Genomic DNA, 15,232 nt, shown 5'->3' with positions numbered 1-15,232 from the left:
GCGGTCTCCTTGCAGTGGTCGGTTGAAAATGGGGATTTCATTCCGGGTGGTCGGGTATCCATAATGTCGACCACGACCTGCTTCACAGAAAGTGCCAGTTTTGAGGTTTTTCCATGGGCCAGTTTTCAGATGGGCCGGATGCATCCTTGCGCGGTGCGCAACGCCGTATCTATGCCAGGCTGCGGGCGCAGATCGAAGACGGCACGCTCGCAGCGGGTGCGAAGCTGATGTCGACCAGGGCGCTGGCGGCCGAGCTCGGCGTGTCGCGAACCACGGTGACGGCGGCGTACGAGCAACTGGCAGCCGAGGGCTTTGTCGCGACATCGACGGGTAAGGCTGCCACGGTCGCGAGCATGATCAGTCCCTCGTCCGGGCCCGCCAGGGGGAATGCGGTGCGGCACAAAGCGCTGCCACCTGCGCTTTCCCTGTACGGGCAGCGTGTTGCCGACCTGAAGCCCTACAGCATGGCATCGCCGGGTACGCGCATCGATTTCCGCTACGGTTCGGTCGCATCGAGGGACTTTCCGGCCCTGGGCTGGCAGCGCGCCTATCGTGCCGAACTGGTCAAACGCCAGCCGAGCCTTGCGTACGGGCAGCCCGAAGGGGAGGCGCGTTTGCGCAGCGCCCTGCAAGGCTATCTGCAACGGGCGCGAGGCCTGACGTGCGATGCGGAGCAAATCCTCGTCGTGCATGGCTCGCAGCAGGGACTTGACCTGTGTGCCCGGCTTTTATTGAACCCCGGCGATGGGTTCGTCTTCGAGGAACCGGGTTACCGCATGGCCAGATATTGCTTTGAGGCCGTGGGCGCCATGGCGCTGCCCCTGTCCGTCGACACCTTTGGGCTGAATACCGGCGCCCTGCCGGAAGATGATCACGTGCGCCTGGCCTATGTGACGCCGTCGCACCAGTTTCCCATGGGGGCGGTGCTGCCTGTCGCACGTCGCCTAGAACTGCTGGGGTGGGCGAGTCGACATCGCGCGTGGATCATTGAGGACGATTACGGCGGCGAGTTTCGTTACGGTCAGCGACCCATCGACGCGCTGCAATCGATGGACACGCAAGCCCGCGTCATTTATGTCGGGACCTTCTCCAAGGCACTTTCACCGCAGCTCAGGTTGGGCTATCTGGTGCTGCCACGGGAGCTGGTACATGTTTTCCGTGAAGCCAAACGGCTGACCGATCGTCACTCACCGCGCTGGGAGCAAAACGTGCTCGCTTCGTTGATCGAGAGCGGTACCTATGAGCGCCACGTACGCCGCCTGCGCCGGGACAATGAGCAGCGGCGAAGGGCTTTGCTGGAGGCCGTCGAGCAACATCTGGCGGGGCACGGGCAACTGGTCGGCATGGCGGCGGGCCTGCATGGCGTGCTGCTGTTATCGGCACTGCGCGCTCAGGATGAGCCCAGGCTACAGGCGCTGGCGCTCGAACGCGGGGTGGGCGTTTATCCGCTCTCGCCGCTGTTTGCCGAGCCCTCGTGCGCAGAGCATGAGCGACCCGCAGGACTCATTCTGGGCTATGCCGGCCTGACACCGCAGCAGGTTCATGACGGGGTCCGCATTCTGGGTGCCGTGATTCGGGACGTCGAGGAGAAAAGCTGACTCATGCCTGCACACATTCGCCTGGCTGTACCCGATGATGCTCCGTTGCTGCCCCCTGTTGAGCGTTGCGCCGCTCAGGCATTCCGCTCGATCGATGAGCTGGGTTGGCTGGCGGACGCTGCCCCTATGACAGTCGATCGTCACAGGCAGTTGATCGCGTTATCGACATGCTGGGTGGCTGTCGATGCGCAAGCTCGGCCCATGGGGTTCCTGAGTGCAGAACGCCACGGCAGCGATTTTCATATTTATGAACTGTCGGTCAAACAGTCCGTGCAGGGGCAGGGCTGGGGACGAAGACTGGTTGAAACGGCGATGGAATATGCACGCTTGAATCAGTTGGCTTGTGTCACGCTGACGACCTTCACACAGGTCCCGTGGAACGCGCCCTTTTACCAGCGGCTGGGGTTTGAAGTCACCGCTGGGGCAACGCTGGGCAAGCGCCTTGCAGACATCCTGGCGCAAGAGTACGGCTGCGGTTTTGAACCCGGGAGCCGCTGCGCCATGTCGTGGCGGGTACCCCAGGTCCCGTAGCCGGCATCAAACCGGACCCGCCGGGAGGGTGATCTTCTTCACGCATTCCCGGAAAACTGTAGGAGCCAGCCTGCTGGCGATGGACTCAAGTACGCCGCGTTTATCCAGTTTACCCGCGTCATCGTTAACGACCATCGCTGGCAAGCCAGCTCCTACAGGAGACCGCGTTTATCCGGTTAACACGCGTAATCGTTAACGACCATCGCTGCGATGTGGCGACCCGACAAGCCAGCTCCCACAGGGGACCCTGCCACGCTAAAACTGTAGGAGCCAGCCTGCTGGCGATGGACTCAAGCGCGCCGCGTTTATCCGGTTAACACGCGTTATCGTTAACGCCCATCGCTGGCAAGCCAGCTCCTACAGGGGACCGTGTCCGCGTCCAAACCAGGGAAAGAACCGATCAAAGTGTCGGCAATTGCCCGATGCGGCCCATCATCTCGGTCACGATCTGCAAGTCCAGCAGGAACTGCTCGGTCGTCTTGAACTCGTTGTCGTTGTGACCGGTGTACTTGACGTCCGGCATGGCCAGGCCGAATTGCACGCCGTTAGGCAATTCATGCACGGACGTGGCGCCGGCGGAGGTGCCGAATTTGTGTTCCATGCCGAGGTTTTCGCTGGCCACCGCCAGGAGGGCCTTGACCCATTCACCCTCGGGGTTGCGGTACATCGGTTCGGCAATCGACAGGTCGAAGGTCGGTGCGATCCCGGTCTTCTTGCTCCAGGCGTCCAGCTTCGCGGCGATTTCGGACTTGAGCACCTCCGGCGTCTTGCCCTTCGGCACGCGCAGGTTGACGGCGAGCTTGAAGGCTTTGTCATCCATCCCGACATACGTCAGGGACGTGGTCAGCGGGCCCATGAACTCATCGGCAAAACCGACTCCCAGCTTGCCACCCAGGTAGTCCAGCCCCCAGTTGTCGGCGGCATAACGGGCGGCGTCGGTGATCTGGTTGTGCTTGAGCGCGACCTTGCCGTCGAGGCTATTGATGAAGTCGAGCATCCTGGCCACCGGGTTGACGCCGGACTCGGGCTCGGAGGAGTGGGCGGAAACGCCAGTGACCGTCAGTTTGACGTCCTTGCCGTCGGCCTTGGCAGCCACTTCGAAGTTGCCGCCATTTTGCTTGGCGTACTCAGTGCCGGCCTTTTGCAGGCTGGCAGCCAGTTCGGCGGGCTTGTCGGTCACCAGGGTCGCGACCGATGTCGACGGAATCTGGTTGGTGGCCAGGCCGCCGGTCATCGAAATGATTTCTGCGCCTTTGCCCTCGCCAGCACGCTTGGCGAAGTTCGCCATGACGGTGCCGTAGCCTTTCTCGGCGATCACCACCGGGTAGCCGCCATCCAGCGCCAGGTTGTAGTTGGGTGTCGGGTTGCGCTCGAAGTAGTAGGGGATGGCATCACCGGTGGTTTCTTCGGTGGTGTCGACCAGCAGCTTGAAGTTGCGCGCCAGCGGCAGTTGCTCCTCCTTGATGATCTTCATGGCGTAGAGCGCCACCACGATGCCGTTCTTGTCATCTTCGGTGCCGCGGCCATACATGCGATCGCCGACCAGGGTGACCTTGAACGGATCGAGGCGGGTGCCGTCCTGCAGCACCCAGTTCTCCGGCGTCACCGGCACCACATCGGCATGGGCGTGAATGCCCACGACTTCATCGCCCTTGCCTTCGAGGGAGATCTCGTAGACGCGGTTGTCGATGTTGCGAAAGTTCAGGTTGAACGCCTGGGCAAGGCCCTTGATCTTCTCGGCGATCTTGAGGAATTCGGGATTGTCGTGCTGGTCAACGCCGTCCACGCGCACGGTCGGAATGGCCACCAGCTCCTTCAGGGTTTCGGTGGCCGCGCTGCCGTACTTCACTCGGGCATAAAGCCCCAGCAAGCGATGGATTTCGTTCTGCTGCTCAGCGGACAGCGTCTTGTTGCCGAGGAAGGCACTGATGGCCGGGCCGAGGTCGTCGGTTTTGGCGACATCGCTCTTGGCCAGGGTTTGCAGGAACTGGCGGAAATCCTTGACCGAAGCATCATTGAACGTCTTGAGGATGATCGCGTTCTGTTGTGGTGTGATGTTGGCGTGGGCAGCGCTGGTGAACGACGAAAGGCTGGCGAGCATGAGGGTGGTCGCAGCCAGGTGCTTGAGTGAAAAATCCATTGCTGGGGGCATTCCTTTGCAGGCGGGTTGTAAGAAATATCTGATCGCTTGATCAGAAACATTTCAAAACTAACACCATGCGCGTGTGAAACGGGAGCCCCTGAAGTGGGATCTGTCGCACAGAAATGCAAAAGCGACGCAGAAACGAAAAAACCCTCTATCAGTGTTTACATTCCGCCAACACCACTTGGCAGGTATTCGGCGTACCGCCCGATCGGCCGGCATAGCGGATGCAGTTACTCAGGGATTTCTGGCGAGCCATGTTCAGCGTGTCGCCCCAGGCGAGGCCACCTTCGCCGACAGTGGGGAGGGCTTTTGCATAGCAGGCTGAGCCGGTGTTTGAGGCTGAATAGCGCGCGGTGGTGGTTTTGCCTGAGCATCCGGCTGTCAGCGCCAGATTGGCGGCGAGGAGGGAAAGCAGGAGCCATGACGAGCCTTGGCGTGCAGTCTGTCCCGTCATTGCGTTTCCCCTGTATCAAGAGGCGATCAAGGTCGTGTCTATTCAGATTAGGCCTGTTTCAGGACATCCTCCACCTTCGGCTGGACCTGTCTCAATCAATAGAGTTATGTGTTTTTGGTATTACTGCTATCCGATTGGGTCTATTCATTAATTAGTTCCCCTCGTTGTTTGGTGGTGCACGCGTTCCCCTGTAGGAGCTGCCGAAGGCTGCGATCTTTTGATCTTGATCTTCAGCAATCTCCAGATCGCAAAAGCAAGATCAAAAGATCGCAGCCTTCGGCAGCTCCTACAGATATTTCGTAATCTGTGTTCCCCCGGGATTTCCAGAAAATCGACAAGTCCCGTCCTCAAGCCGATGCCGCCTGCGCCGAGCCTTGTTGAACGAAGCGTTCAATCAACCATCGCGCCGCCGGCCCCGGTGGCACATCCGTGCGGTAGATGACGTCGAAGGAATATTGGCCGCTTTTGTATTCCGGAATGTTCAGTTGCACGAGTCGGCCGCTCTGCAGATCTTCCTGGACCATCGGGGCCGGCATGTTGCCCCAGCCGATGCCTTCACGCAGCAGCATGTGCTTGGCGCCCAGGTCCGCCAGCCGCCAGGTGCGGTTACTGAGCACGGCGAAATCCTTGTCCTTGGTCAGCACCGAACGGTCGGACAGTACCAATTGCGTGAACTCTCGCCCGGCGCCCGGAACATTCGAATCGCTCGATGCCAGTGGATGATTCGGGGCTGCCACCGGAATCAACTCGACACTGCCGACGCCCATTCTTTCGATGCCATCGATGCCTTCATTCATTGGCCCACTGACGCCGATGATCGCGCCACGGTTGATCACCAGCTCAGTGACGGCGCCGAGGGCTTCCATATGCAAGTGCAGGGCAACGGTGGGGAACGCTTCGCGAAAGGATTTGAGCGCGTCCACCACCCGGTCGGGGGGAAGCATCACATCGAGTACCACGTGAACCTCGGCTTCGAGCCCCTGGAGCAAGCCCTTCACTTTGGCGCGCAATCCATGAATACCGTTGGCGATGGTCCTGGCTTCAGCCAGCACGGTGCGGCCGGCATCGGTGAGCTGGGGTTTGCGGGTGGTCTGACGGTCAAACAGCGACACGCCGAGCTGCATTTCCAGGTTGGCGATCGAGTAACTGATGACCGAGGTGGCCCGGTGCAGTTTTCTGGCCGCTGCGGCAAAACTGCCGACTTCCACGACCGTCAGGAAAACGCGCAGCTGGTCCAGTGTCGGTGTTCCGGGGTCAGAGATCATGTGTGTTTCCTTTTCTAATTTATCGAATCTAATGATCTAAATTAGTCAGCTATTCAGGTTAGCTGACGAGGCGCAACATTTCCTCACCAGGGCGGTTCAAATCGAATCGCACCCATTTGAAGGAAATACCTCATGACTGCTTCTGCAAACATCGCTCAACCGTCCGCCTCCGAACAGAACCCTTCTGACGTTGCACAAGCCTCGGCCTCGTTGATCGGCCGCGTACTGCTCAGCGCAATCTTCATCCTCTCCGGTTTTTCGAAACTGGCCGCTCCGGCCATGATGGTCGGCTACATCAGCTCTGTGGGTCTTCCCCTTCCGCAATTGGCGCTGGCGCTGGCGATCGTCGTTGAGATCGGTGGTGGCCTGGCACTGATCGCCGGTTACCGCACCCGCACCGTTGCCGCTGTGCTTGCGGTGTTCAGCGTGTTTACCGCACTGGCCTTCCATAACGCCCTGGGCGATCAAAACCAGTTCATCCACTTCTTCAAGAACATCGCGATGGCCGGTGGCCTGCTGCAGGTCGTGGCCTTTGGTGCCGGTCGTTTCAGCCTCGACGCTCGCCGTCGTTGATACCCCCGCGCTGCGAAGGCCAGCCCCTCGCAGCGCAATGTTCTTCTCCCTTCTTTTTCGATAGTCGAGACCGCCATGAAAGCCATACGCGTGTACGAATACGGCAGCCCTGAAGTATTACGTCTGGAAGACATTGCCGACCCGGTGGCCGGTGTCGGTGAAGTACTGATCGATGTCGCCGGAGCCGGGGTGAACCCGATTGACTGGAAGATCCTCTCCGGTGCCATGAAAGCGTTCATCCCTTTGCCGCTGCCCTTTACCCCGGGGGTTGAAGTGGCCGGTACCGTGATAGCGCTGGGGCAGGGCGTCACTGAGTTCAGCATCGGCGATGAAGTGTTTGGCTTCATCAACATCGTCGGGGGTTATGCGACCAAAGCCGTCGCCCAGGTTGCAAAACTGGCGCTGAAACCCACATCACTCAGTGCCTTGCAGGCCAGCACTGTCCCCGCCACGGCACTGACGGCCTGGCAGGCCCTGACCGAACACGCGGGTGTGCAACGTCGGCAAAAAGTGTTGATCCACGCCGCGGCCGGTGGCGTAGGCAGCATGGCCGTGCAGATGGCCAAGTACCTGGGCGCCGAAGTCTACGCAACGGCCTCCGCGCATAATCATGCTTACCTGAAAGACCTCGGCGCTGATTACACCATCGACTACAGGACCCAGGCATTCGAAGAACTGGTGTCCGGTGTCGATGTGGTACTGGACCTGGTAGGCGGCGACACACAGACCCGTTCGTTTGCGGTGCTGAAAAAACACGGCGTGCTGGTATCGCCCGTGAGCCTGCCGAACATGTCGCTGGCCAACGACTACGGTGTGACCCCCGCCAACTTTGCGACTCGCTCGGATGGCCGGCAGCTTTCGCTGATTGCCGAACTGTTCGACAAGGGACACCTCTGCGTCGACGTCGAGGCATTCCCATTGAGTGACGCGAAAGTGGCGATCGAGAAAAGCATGGGCCGGCATTTACAGGGCAGGCTTGTCCTCGACGCAACGAAGTAAGGTGTTCCCCGACAGGATCAGGCAAGTTGTCAGAAGGATCTGACTAACTGGCCGACCGTCGTTATTCCTAATCTGGACTGGCAGCGAGACACCGCTCTCGCGTCACCAGACACTCAAGTGAGGGAATAGGGTCATGTCGAACATCTCGAAAAAAATCGTTCTGATCACCGGCGCGAGCAGTGGTATAGGCGAGGCGACAGCGCGCCTGTTGGCCAGCAAGGGCGCGCATGTCGTGCTCGGGGCACGTCGTACCGAGCGCCTCGAAATACTCTGTGGCGAGATCAACGCGAGCGGTGGAGTCGCTCACTTCCAGGCATTGGATGTCACCCGCCGAGACGACATGCAAGGGTTTGTGGACTTTGCGTTGAAGCTGCATGGCCGGGTCGATGTGATCGTCAACAACGCCGGGGTGATGCCGCTGTCGAAACTCGAGGCGCTCAAAGTCTCCGAGTGGGACCGGATGATCGACGTCAATATTCGCGGCGTGTTGCACGGTATCGCGGCCGGTTTGCCGCTGATGCAGAAACAGCAATCAGGCCAGTTCATCAATATCGCCTCGATCGGTGCCTACACCGTCAGCCCGACGGCGGCGGTCTACTGTGCGACCAAGTTTGCCGTGCGCGCCATCTCGGAAGGGTTGCGCCAGGAGGTCGGCGGGGACATTCGTGTCACCGTGATTTCTCCTGGCGTTACCGAATCCGAATTGGCCGAGAGCATTTCCGATGAAGACGGGCGGGCGGAGATGCGCGAGTTCCGCAAGATCGCCATCCCTGCAATGGCGGTTGCTCGTGCGATCGCTTACGCCATTGAACAACCTGCCGATGTGGACGTCAGTGAACTGATTGTCCGCCCGACCGCCAGTGCGTTCTGAACGGAGGACCTGAACATGACGATGAAAAAATCCGCTGATCAGGATAAGTACATCGGTCTGTGGGTCACTGCAGACGGGCTCATCCGCCATGAGCTGTTACCGGGTGGCCGGTACGATGAAGCCCGGGGCCGCAAGACGAGTGCCTACCAGGGCCAGTATTGGCTGGAGGGTGACCACATCGAGTACGTCGATGACACCGGCTTTACGGCTGACGGGGAGTTCCGCGACGGGATCCTGTATCACGCGGGCATGATTCTTTACCGCCAGATGTAGACGCCTGACGCCGCAGTGGCGGGTGCTCATTCGACTAAGAGTGAGCACCGCCGCCATCGGTCATTGCGCATTGCGCCCGTTATGCGTGTACTGACCTCACCACTCGCCTCACATGGCTCAACAGGTGATCGACATCCTCGGCGGTGGTGGCGAACGAGGTGACAAAACGCACGATGTTGGGGCCCCAGCGATCATGGTAGAAGACGAACCCGGCCTTCAACAGTGCATCAATCACGGCAGGGTCCAGCCGACAGAACAGGATGTTCGCCTCGGTGCCGCCCAGCACTTCTACGCCGCTCAGCCCGGTAAGCCCCTGCGCCAGACGCTGAGCGGCATCGTTGGCCTTGCGGGCATTGCGCAGCCAGAGATCATCGGTCAGGTACGCATCGATCTGCGCCGAAAGAAAACGCATTTTGGAGAAGAGGTGACCTGCACGCTTGCGGCGGTACCTCATCTCGGTGGCGAGCGAGGGGTTGAACAGGACGATGGCTTCCGCCGCCAGCACGCCATTCTTGGTGGCGCCAAACGACAGGGCATCCACGCCGGCCTTCCAGGTCATCTCTGCCGCCGAGCAATCCAGGGATACCAGGGCGTTGGCGAATCGGGACCCATCCATATGGAACCCGAGGGAAGCCGACTTGCAAACCTCACCGATGGCTGCGATTTCGTCCAAGGTGTAAATGCTGCCGACTTCGGTGGCCTGGGTGATGCTGACGCAGGCGGGCTGGGTCGTGTGCACGTCACCCAGTTTTTCGCGGGTGCGCTCACGCAGTCGAGTGATGTCCAGCTTGGCCGAGGGGCCGTCGATGGTCATCAGCTTCGCGCCGTTGGAGAAGAACTCGGGCGCGCCACATTCGTCGTTGTTGATGTGACTGGCGGGATGGCAATAGATATTGCCCCAGGGTGGTGTCATCGCGCTCAGGCACAGGCCGTTGGCGGCGGTGCCGGTGGGCACGAGAAGGACCTCCACGTCGCGCTCGAAGATCTCGCTGAATTTGCGCTGGACCTGCGCCGTCAACTCGTCGGTGCCATAGGGGCCCGCCTGGCCCGTGCTGTGTTTCACGAGGGCGTGTGCCACCTCCGGCGATGCGCCGGCGATGTTGTCACTTGAAAAACCCAGGGCGGGCGGTCTGCTTGTTTCACCGTTCATCATCCGGTTCTCGGTTGCGCAGGCGAAGGTGTTTCGCCTGGATTGGCGCATCCTAGGGAGAGGGACGGTTGTCGCGCTTGTAAAAAATTGACGGTCTCCTGATGCGCCGCCCTAAGTCCTGTAGCGCGAGGGTGCGACGCCGAATGCCTGGCGGAAGGCGCGGTTGAAATGGCTTTGATCGTAAAAGCCGACGGCGTGGGCGACATCGACGATCGGTTGGCCGCTGCGCGATAGCAGGCCACACGCCCGTTCAAGACGCAGCCGAAGCAACCACGCGTGCGGCGTCATGCCGATGGTCCGCTTGAACTGCTTGAGGAACGGGAATCGGCCCAGACCGCACAGTCCGGCAAGATCATCGAGCGTGATTCGCTGATCGATGTGGCTGAAACAATAGTCCCTGACGCGCGACCATTGCAGGGCTGAGAGCGATCCGGGAATGCTTTCGGGCGTGATTGCCCGTGACTGGCGCAACAGGCGTTCAAGCAGGGTGATCCATTGCGTCTGCACCGCGAGGCTGCCGGGGCCAACGGCCTGCTGCATCGCTTCGTGCAGCCCGCGCAGGTTGCCGACAAGCCGCGGGTCTTTGAGCAACACACTGGTCAACTCAAGCTCTCTCGGTTGACCGCTGATCTCCTCGGTCATGCCCGCGATCAGTGCCTGCGACAGACGGAACGTCTTGAGCGTATAGGCGCCGCCACCTTCAGACGCACCATCGTGAATTTCGCCGGGCGGCATCAGGGCAATGCGTCCCGGCCCCAAAAGAAACGACTCGCCTTTCGAACGATGACGCTGGATGCCTTCGGTGACAAAGCCAATGTGGAAATCGAGGTGGTAATGGCGATCGAAGCCGATATCCGCAAAGCGTGCGGAACCCAAGACCAGGCCTGGTACTTCGGACACGTGATGGTACTTGGCATGCTCAGTCATGGGACCTGTTCAACAATCGGCGAGGAGGGCAGGGGCGCACAAAGTTTAGGTGCTCCCACGGTTCAGATCCATGGGGTGCCAGTAACGGGGGTGGTTACTGAGGCACCTGCGGTGAGTCTGCCGTATTCATCTTCTGGATCACCAGCCCGATGAATGCCGATACCGCCGGCGGTAGCTGCCGGCGGCTCGGATACAGCACGTTCAGGCCATAGCCTTTGGGTTGGTATTGCGGCAGTACCGGGATCAGCGCGCCGGTCTCTACCTCGAGCCTGGCCATCACGGGCGGCAGCAGCGCGATGCCGAGCCCGGCCACGGCGGCCTTGCGCAATGCCTGGGCGGTATTGCCGCTGAAGCGCCCGGCAACCTGCACTTCTTCCTCGCCCTCGGGACCGACCAGGCGCCAGGTGGCGTGGCCACCCGGCTGCGCAGAGATCACACAGTCGTGGTCCGTCAGGTCCTGCAAGGTGCGGGGGGTGCCACGCGCTGCGATGTAGGCCGGACTGGCCACCATGCCGACGCTGCGCGGGTCCAGGATCTGGCGGCCGACAAAGCCCGAATCGCGCAAGGGGCCGCCGCGAAAGGCGACGTCGATCTGTTCTGCGATCAGGTCAGCCTTCGCATCGCTGAGCACGAAGTCGAGCCGCACGCGCGGGTGCGCGGCCAGAAACCCGCTCACCCACTCCATCTGGAAAAAGTCGAAAAAGTCGGCGGGAGCCGCCACGCGCACCAGCCCGCTGGGTTCGTTGCTGCCGGTCACCAACGCTTGTCCCGCTTCGAGCAGGCCATCGACGGCTCCCACGCAACGCTCGTGAAAGCCTTGGCCGGCACTGGTGAGCGTGAGCTTGCGGGTGGAGCGTTGCAGCAGCCGTGTGCCCAGGTGCGCTTCGAGCTGCTGGATGCGGCGACTCAGGGTATTGGGCGGCATGCCCAGCCGGCGCGCCGCCTCGGCAAAGCTGCCGCAGCGGACCACCTGGACAAACATCGCGATGTCGTTGAGGTCGAGCATGGCCGGTCATTCCTGACATGGGTGGACGAGTGCAATCCAATTGTACCGGCTAATCAAGTAATCGGCCTCGCAATATTGTCTGGGGTATCGGGCCGCGAGGCCTCCTGCTTAGAGTGATCCTGATGAATGTTCAGCCACAGCCTTACAACGCGGTTGCTCCGGCCACTGCGCGCGAAACCGACACTTACCGGGCGATCAGCTACCGCACCACAGGCAGCGGGCATGGCGCCATCGTCCGGTTGATGAGCCCTGGTGATCTTGGCCACCTGATCAAGCCCTTTGTGTTCCTGGATCTGTTCGAAGGTGAGAGCTCGTTCATCAACGGCATGCCCATGCACCCGCACTCGGGCATCGCCACTGTCACCGTCATTACCGAAGGCAACCTGCGCTTCGAGGATGCGGATTCGGGCAAAGGCATGATCGACTACGGCGGTGTCGAGTGGATGCGGGCCGGAGGCGGAGTCTGGCACGGCAAGGAAATGTCGGTGGGGACATCGAAACGGATCCAGGGTTTTCAATTGTGGGTGGCGCTGCCGCCGGCGTTGGAAAACGCCAGTGTCGACAGCCAGTACCTGGAGTCGAGCGCGATGCCCGAAGTGGGGCCGGCGCGGGTGATTCTCGGCACGTATCAGGGCGTTCAGAGTCCGGTCCGCGCTCCCGCCGGCATGAATTATCTGCTGGTCACGCTGCGTGCCGGGGAATCCTGGCGTTATGTGCCGCCCGATGGACATGAGTCGTTGTGGTTGAGTGTCAGCCGCGGATCCCTTGGCGCGCCCGGGGTGGTCATGGCGGGAGAAATGGTCATCTTCGAGCCAGGTAGCGGTGCCGTCACGCTCAAGGCCATGCACAAGGATACGGTCTTCGTGATCGGCTCGGCGCAACCCCATCCCCATGAACTGGCACTGGGCAACTACTCGGTGCATACCAACCCGCAAGCCTTGCGGGCGGGGGAGGCGAAAATCGCCGAGATTGGCGCCCGGTTGCGTGAGTATCTGAAACAGCCCGACGGCTCAGGCAGCGTGCCGGTTTTCAAGTAACCCTGACGCGTGCCTGGCCGTTCGAGAACCGAAGAGACGGCCGCTAAAGACCACTGAACAGGCTGATGATCACGGCGTTGACCAGGTCAATGAAAAAACCGCACACCAGTGGCACGATCAGGAAGGCTTGGTGCGCCGCGCCGTACTTCTGTGTCACGGTCGACATGTTGACGATGGCTGTCGCCGTGGAACCGAGGGCGATCCCGCCGAATCCGGAAGCGATCACGCTGGCTTCGTAATCGCGCCCCATGAAGCGGAAGACCACAAAATACGTATAGGCGACCGTCAGCAGAATTTGCAGGGTCAACGCACACAGAATGAACAACAGCGCGCCGCTGAGCTGCCATAGCTGAAGCCCCATCAGGGCCATGGTCAAAAACATGCCCAGGCAGATATCGGAGATCAGCGACAGGCCCAGGCTGGCGCCGCTCCAGCTTTTCAGGCGTTGATCACCCACAAAGGCCAGCACAAGGTGGTGAATGACGATGCCCGCGAACAGGCAGCTGACAAATTTTGGCAGGGTGACGCCGGCATCGACCAGCAGCAGGTTGAGCCCATAGCCGAGCATCAGGGTCAGGTTGAGCCACATCCACGCCCAGAGCACGTCGTAGTAGTCCAGCGCCTTGCTCGGTTGTTGCTCGAGAATGCCGACTTCCAGCTCCGCATCCCTGGACGGCGTCAGCCGATAACGACGTATCAGCCGGTTGGCGATAGGGCCGCCGATGACGCAAGCGGCAATCAGGCCGACGGTGTTGCTGGCGATGCCCAGTTCATGGGCGTTACTGATGCCCAGTTTCTCGACGAAAAGCGGTGCCCAGGCCAGGGTGGTACCCACTCCGCCCGTGAGGGAAATGGAGCCCACCATCAGGCCCGCCTTGGGATCAAGCCCGAACGCCTGGGCCACACCCATGCCCAGCGAGTTCTGCAGGAGAATGAACACAGCGGCGAGTAACAGCAGGATCAGCAACGGGCGCCCACCCTTGAGCAGTTGGCGCATGTCCGATTTCAAGCCAATGCCGGCGAAGAAATAGAGCAGCAGGGTGTCGCGAACCTGCAGATCGAATTCAACCTGGATATTCAGGCCGAAGTAGAGCAGGGACGTCACCGCCGCACAGACGAAGCCGCCGACGACCGATTCGGGGATGCAGTACTGACGGAGAAAGGCGTTGTGCTGGACGAGGGTTTTGCCGAGGAAAAGCAGGAGGATGGCAAGGGTAAAACTCACGAGGCCGTGAACCTGGAAGAGCTGTGAAGTCATTTAAGGCCTACCTGAGAATTGAAAAATCATTATCAGTATTCGGTCATTCAATGTTTAGACCTGGATCAATGAATGGTCGATACAGCCACTGCCAGCCTTGCTCGTCCAGATAGCCCCATCACCAGCTACGTCTGTGCGCCAGGAGTGAGGACAGCCTAGCCTGAATGGGAAAACCCACCAGTATTGGCATAGGCCGCCATCACGCTCCCGATGGCCAGTCAAACGGCTGAGTCTAGCGCTTGATCAGGGAAATCTTCGTTCCCTCGATACTGACCCCCGCCATCAACCCTTGCTGGTCGAAGATGAACGCGTAGGCGTCGTCTTTCAGCGTCGAGCTGGACAGGTTCTTCGCCACCCCTTCATCAACCACGACAACCGTTGGCCCCACACCGATTTCCCAGCCCTTGGTTTCGGCTACGTATTTCACGGCTTTATCGGTCATCAGGAAAACCGCATAGCCGTACGACTGGGCGCCGGCCTGCAGCCCCCATGAACCGCTGACGGAGTTGTAGTAATTTTCGACTTTGGTGCCTTTCATCAGGACGCCTTCACCGTAGCTGCCACCGAACACAAGGCCCGCCTTGATGATTTTCGGGAAAACCAGCACCGCTTTGGCTTCGTGCGAGATTTTTTCGGCAAAAGGATGGGCCTTGTAAAGCAATTGCAAGGCTTGTTTGGCATCGGCATTCAGATCCTCGGCGGTGGCCGCTCCTGCAGTGTTCAGGAAACCGGTCGATGCCAATGTTGCAGTGGCGAGGAAGAACGAGAGGAAGAACCGCATTGATTGAGTCATTTGCATACTCCGTTGAGGGAGCATTGGATGAGAGCAGCGGGCCTGCATTTGGCAGGAACTGAATCCGCTGAGGTTATCCGGCGCACCCTGAAATGTGTGAATTCAAGCTTCGCTTTTGTATGAAGCAGGTTCTTGACCAGCTGTCATTTGCGATGCCATCAGATGTTGTGACCACTGCGTAATGGTGGTGTTCGTTCGCCAGGCTTTTCTTTGGGATTCTGTCGAGTAAAAAGATGTGCGGTAGAACTTTTGTAAAAGTTCACGCAGGGGAAGCCTTAAATATTTCCAAATGTTTCATTTGGTCGCCGTGGGGGTAGTCGCTTTTCAAACCCTGCTGCCTTGGAACACCCG

At 60.1% G+C, this 15,232-nt stretch carries 15 protein-coding genes; 7 read left to right on the top strand and 8 right to left on the bottom strand.

What is annotated here, in order from left to right:
* Positions 1-113 precede the first annotated feature (113 nt).
* Together pdxR and CD175_RS08030 are read left to right on the top strand one after the other, a co-directional pair.
* Positions 114-1,598, top strand: coding sequence for a MocR-like pyridoxine biosynthesis transcription factor PdxR (gene pdxR, locus CD175_RS08035; protein WP_104448435.1), 1,485 nt, complete (start codon positions 114-116; stop codon positions 1,596-1,598).
* A 3-nt stretch (positions 1,599-1,601) separates the two neighbouring features.
* A complete protein-coding gene (locus CD175_RS08030) occupies positions 1,602-2,129 on the top strand; it encodes a GNAT family N-acetyltransferase (protein WP_104448434.1) in 528 nt (175 codons plus the stop codon).
* A gap of 400 nt (positions 2,130-2,529) precedes the next feature.
* On the opposite strand, the gene CD175_RS08025 is transcribed toward CD175_RS08030, so the two are convergent.
* From CD175_RS08025 to CD175_RS08015, 3 genes are all read right to left on the bottom strand, one after another.
* Entirely contained in the window at positions 2,530-4,269 is a 1,740-nt protein-coding gene (locus tag CD175_RS08025; RefSeq protein ID WP_104448433.1) for a dipeptidase, read from the bottom strand.
* 160 nt (positions 4,270-4,429) lie between these two features.
* Positions 4,430-4,729, bottom strand: a complete 300-nt coding sequence (locus tag CD175_RS08020; protein WP_104448432.1) for a DUF4189 domain-containing protein — start codon at positions 4,727-4,729, stop codon at positions 4,430-4,432.
* 347 nt (positions 4,730-5,076) lie between these two features.
* Complete coding sequence (locus CD175_RS08015) at positions 5,077-5,994, bottom strand: LysR family transcriptional regulator (protein WP_104448431.1); 918 nt, start codon at positions 5,992-5,994, stop codon at positions 5,077-5,079.
* A 132-nt stretch (positions 5,995-6,126) separates the two neighbouring features.
* Between CD175_RS08015 and CD175_RS08010 the strand changes: the two genes are divergently transcribed.
* The 4 genes from CD175_RS08010 (at position 6,127) to CD175_RS07995 (ending at position 8,710) form a co-directional block, all read left to right on the top strand.
* Positions 6,127-6,567 (top strand): DoxX family protein, encoded by a 441-nt coding sequence (locus tag CD175_RS08010; RefSeq protein WP_104448430.1) that lies wholly within the window; start codon positions 6,127-6,129, stop codon positions 6,565-6,567.
* A gap of 75 nt (positions 6,568-6,642) precedes the next feature.
* Positions 6,643-7,566 (top strand): NADP-dependent oxidoreductase, encoded by a 924-nt coding sequence (locus CD175_RS08005; RefSeq protein WP_104448429.1) that lies wholly within the window; start codon positions 6,643-6,645, stop codon positions 7,564-7,566.
* 133 nt (positions 7,567-7,699) lie between these two features.
* Positions 7,700-8,437 (top strand): SDR family oxidoreductase, encoded by a 738-nt coding sequence (locus CD175_RS08000; protein ID WP_104448428.1) that lies wholly within the window; start codon positions 7,700-7,702, stop codon positions 8,435-8,437.
* A 15-nt stretch (positions 8,438-8,452) separates the two neighbouring features.
* Positions 8,453-8,710, top strand: coding sequence for an Atu4866 domain-containing protein (locus CD175_RS07995; protein WP_104448427.1), 258 nt, complete (start codon positions 8,453-8,455; stop codon positions 8,708-8,710).
* Between the two features lie 79 nt (positions 8,711-8,789).
* Here the strand turns inward: CD175_RS07995 and CD175_RS07990 are convergent, their stop codons facing one another.
* From CD175_RS07990 to CD175_RS07980, 3 genes are all read right to left on the bottom strand, one after another.
* Entirely contained in the window at positions 8,790-9,863 is a 1,074-nt protein-coding gene (locus CD175_RS07990; protein ID WP_240628941.1) for a threonine aldolase family protein, read from the bottom strand.
* A 108-nt stretch (positions 9,864-9,971) separates the two neighbouring features.
* Positions 9,972-10,787: a helix-turn-helix transcriptional regulator gene (locus tag CD175_RS07985; RefSeq protein WP_104448426.1), complete on the bottom strand. Its 816-nt coding sequence runs from the start codon at positions 10,785-10,787 to the stop codon at positions 9,972-9,974.
* Positions 10,788-10,881: 94 nt separating this feature from the next.
* The gene (locus CD175_RS07980) at positions 10,882-11,793 is read right to left on the bottom strand and encodes a LysR family transcriptional regulator (protein WP_104448425.1); all 912 of its coding nucleotides are present in this window, start codon (positions 11,791-11,793) and stop codon (positions 10,882-10,884) included.
* A gap of 122 nt (positions 11,794-11,915) precedes the next feature.
* Here CD175_RS07980 and CD175_RS07975 point away from each other — a divergent pair, with 122 nt between their 5' ends.
* Positions 11,916-12,830, top strand: a complete 915-nt coding sequence (locus CD175_RS07975) for a pirin family protein (protein WP_104448424.1) — start codon at positions 11,916-11,918, stop codon at positions 12,828-12,830.
* A 43-nt stretch (positions 12,831-12,873) separates the two neighbouring features.
* Here the strand turns inward: CD175_RS07975 and gltS are convergent, their stop codons facing one another.
* Together gltS and CD175_RS07965 are read right to left on the bottom strand one after the other, a co-directional pair.
* The gene (gltS, locus tag CD175_RS07970; RefSeq protein ID WP_104448423.1) at positions 12,874-14,088 is read right to left on the bottom strand and encodes a sodium/glutamate symporter; all 1,215 of its coding nucleotides are present in this window, start codon (positions 14,086-14,088) and stop codon (positions 12,874-12,876) included.
* A 232-nt stretch (positions 14,089-14,320) separates the two neighbouring features.
* The gene (locus CD175_RS07965; RefSeq protein ID WP_104448422.1) at positions 14,321-14,881 is read right to left on the bottom strand and encodes a lipid-binding SYLF domain-containing protein; all 561 of its coding nucleotides are present in this window, start codon (positions 14,879-14,881) and stop codon (positions 14,321-14,323) included.
* Positions 14,882-15,232 lie beyond the last annotated feature (351 nt).

Origin of the sequence: Pseudomonas laurylsulfatiphila, assembly GCF_002934665.1 — a bacterium.
Lineage (GTDB): Bacteria > Pseudomonadota > Gammaproteobacteria > Pseudomonadales > Pseudomonadaceae > Aquipseudomonas > Aquipseudomonas laurylsulfatiphila.
Note: the sequence above shows the minus strand (reverse complement) of the source record. Positions and strands in the feature narration are given on the sequence as shown.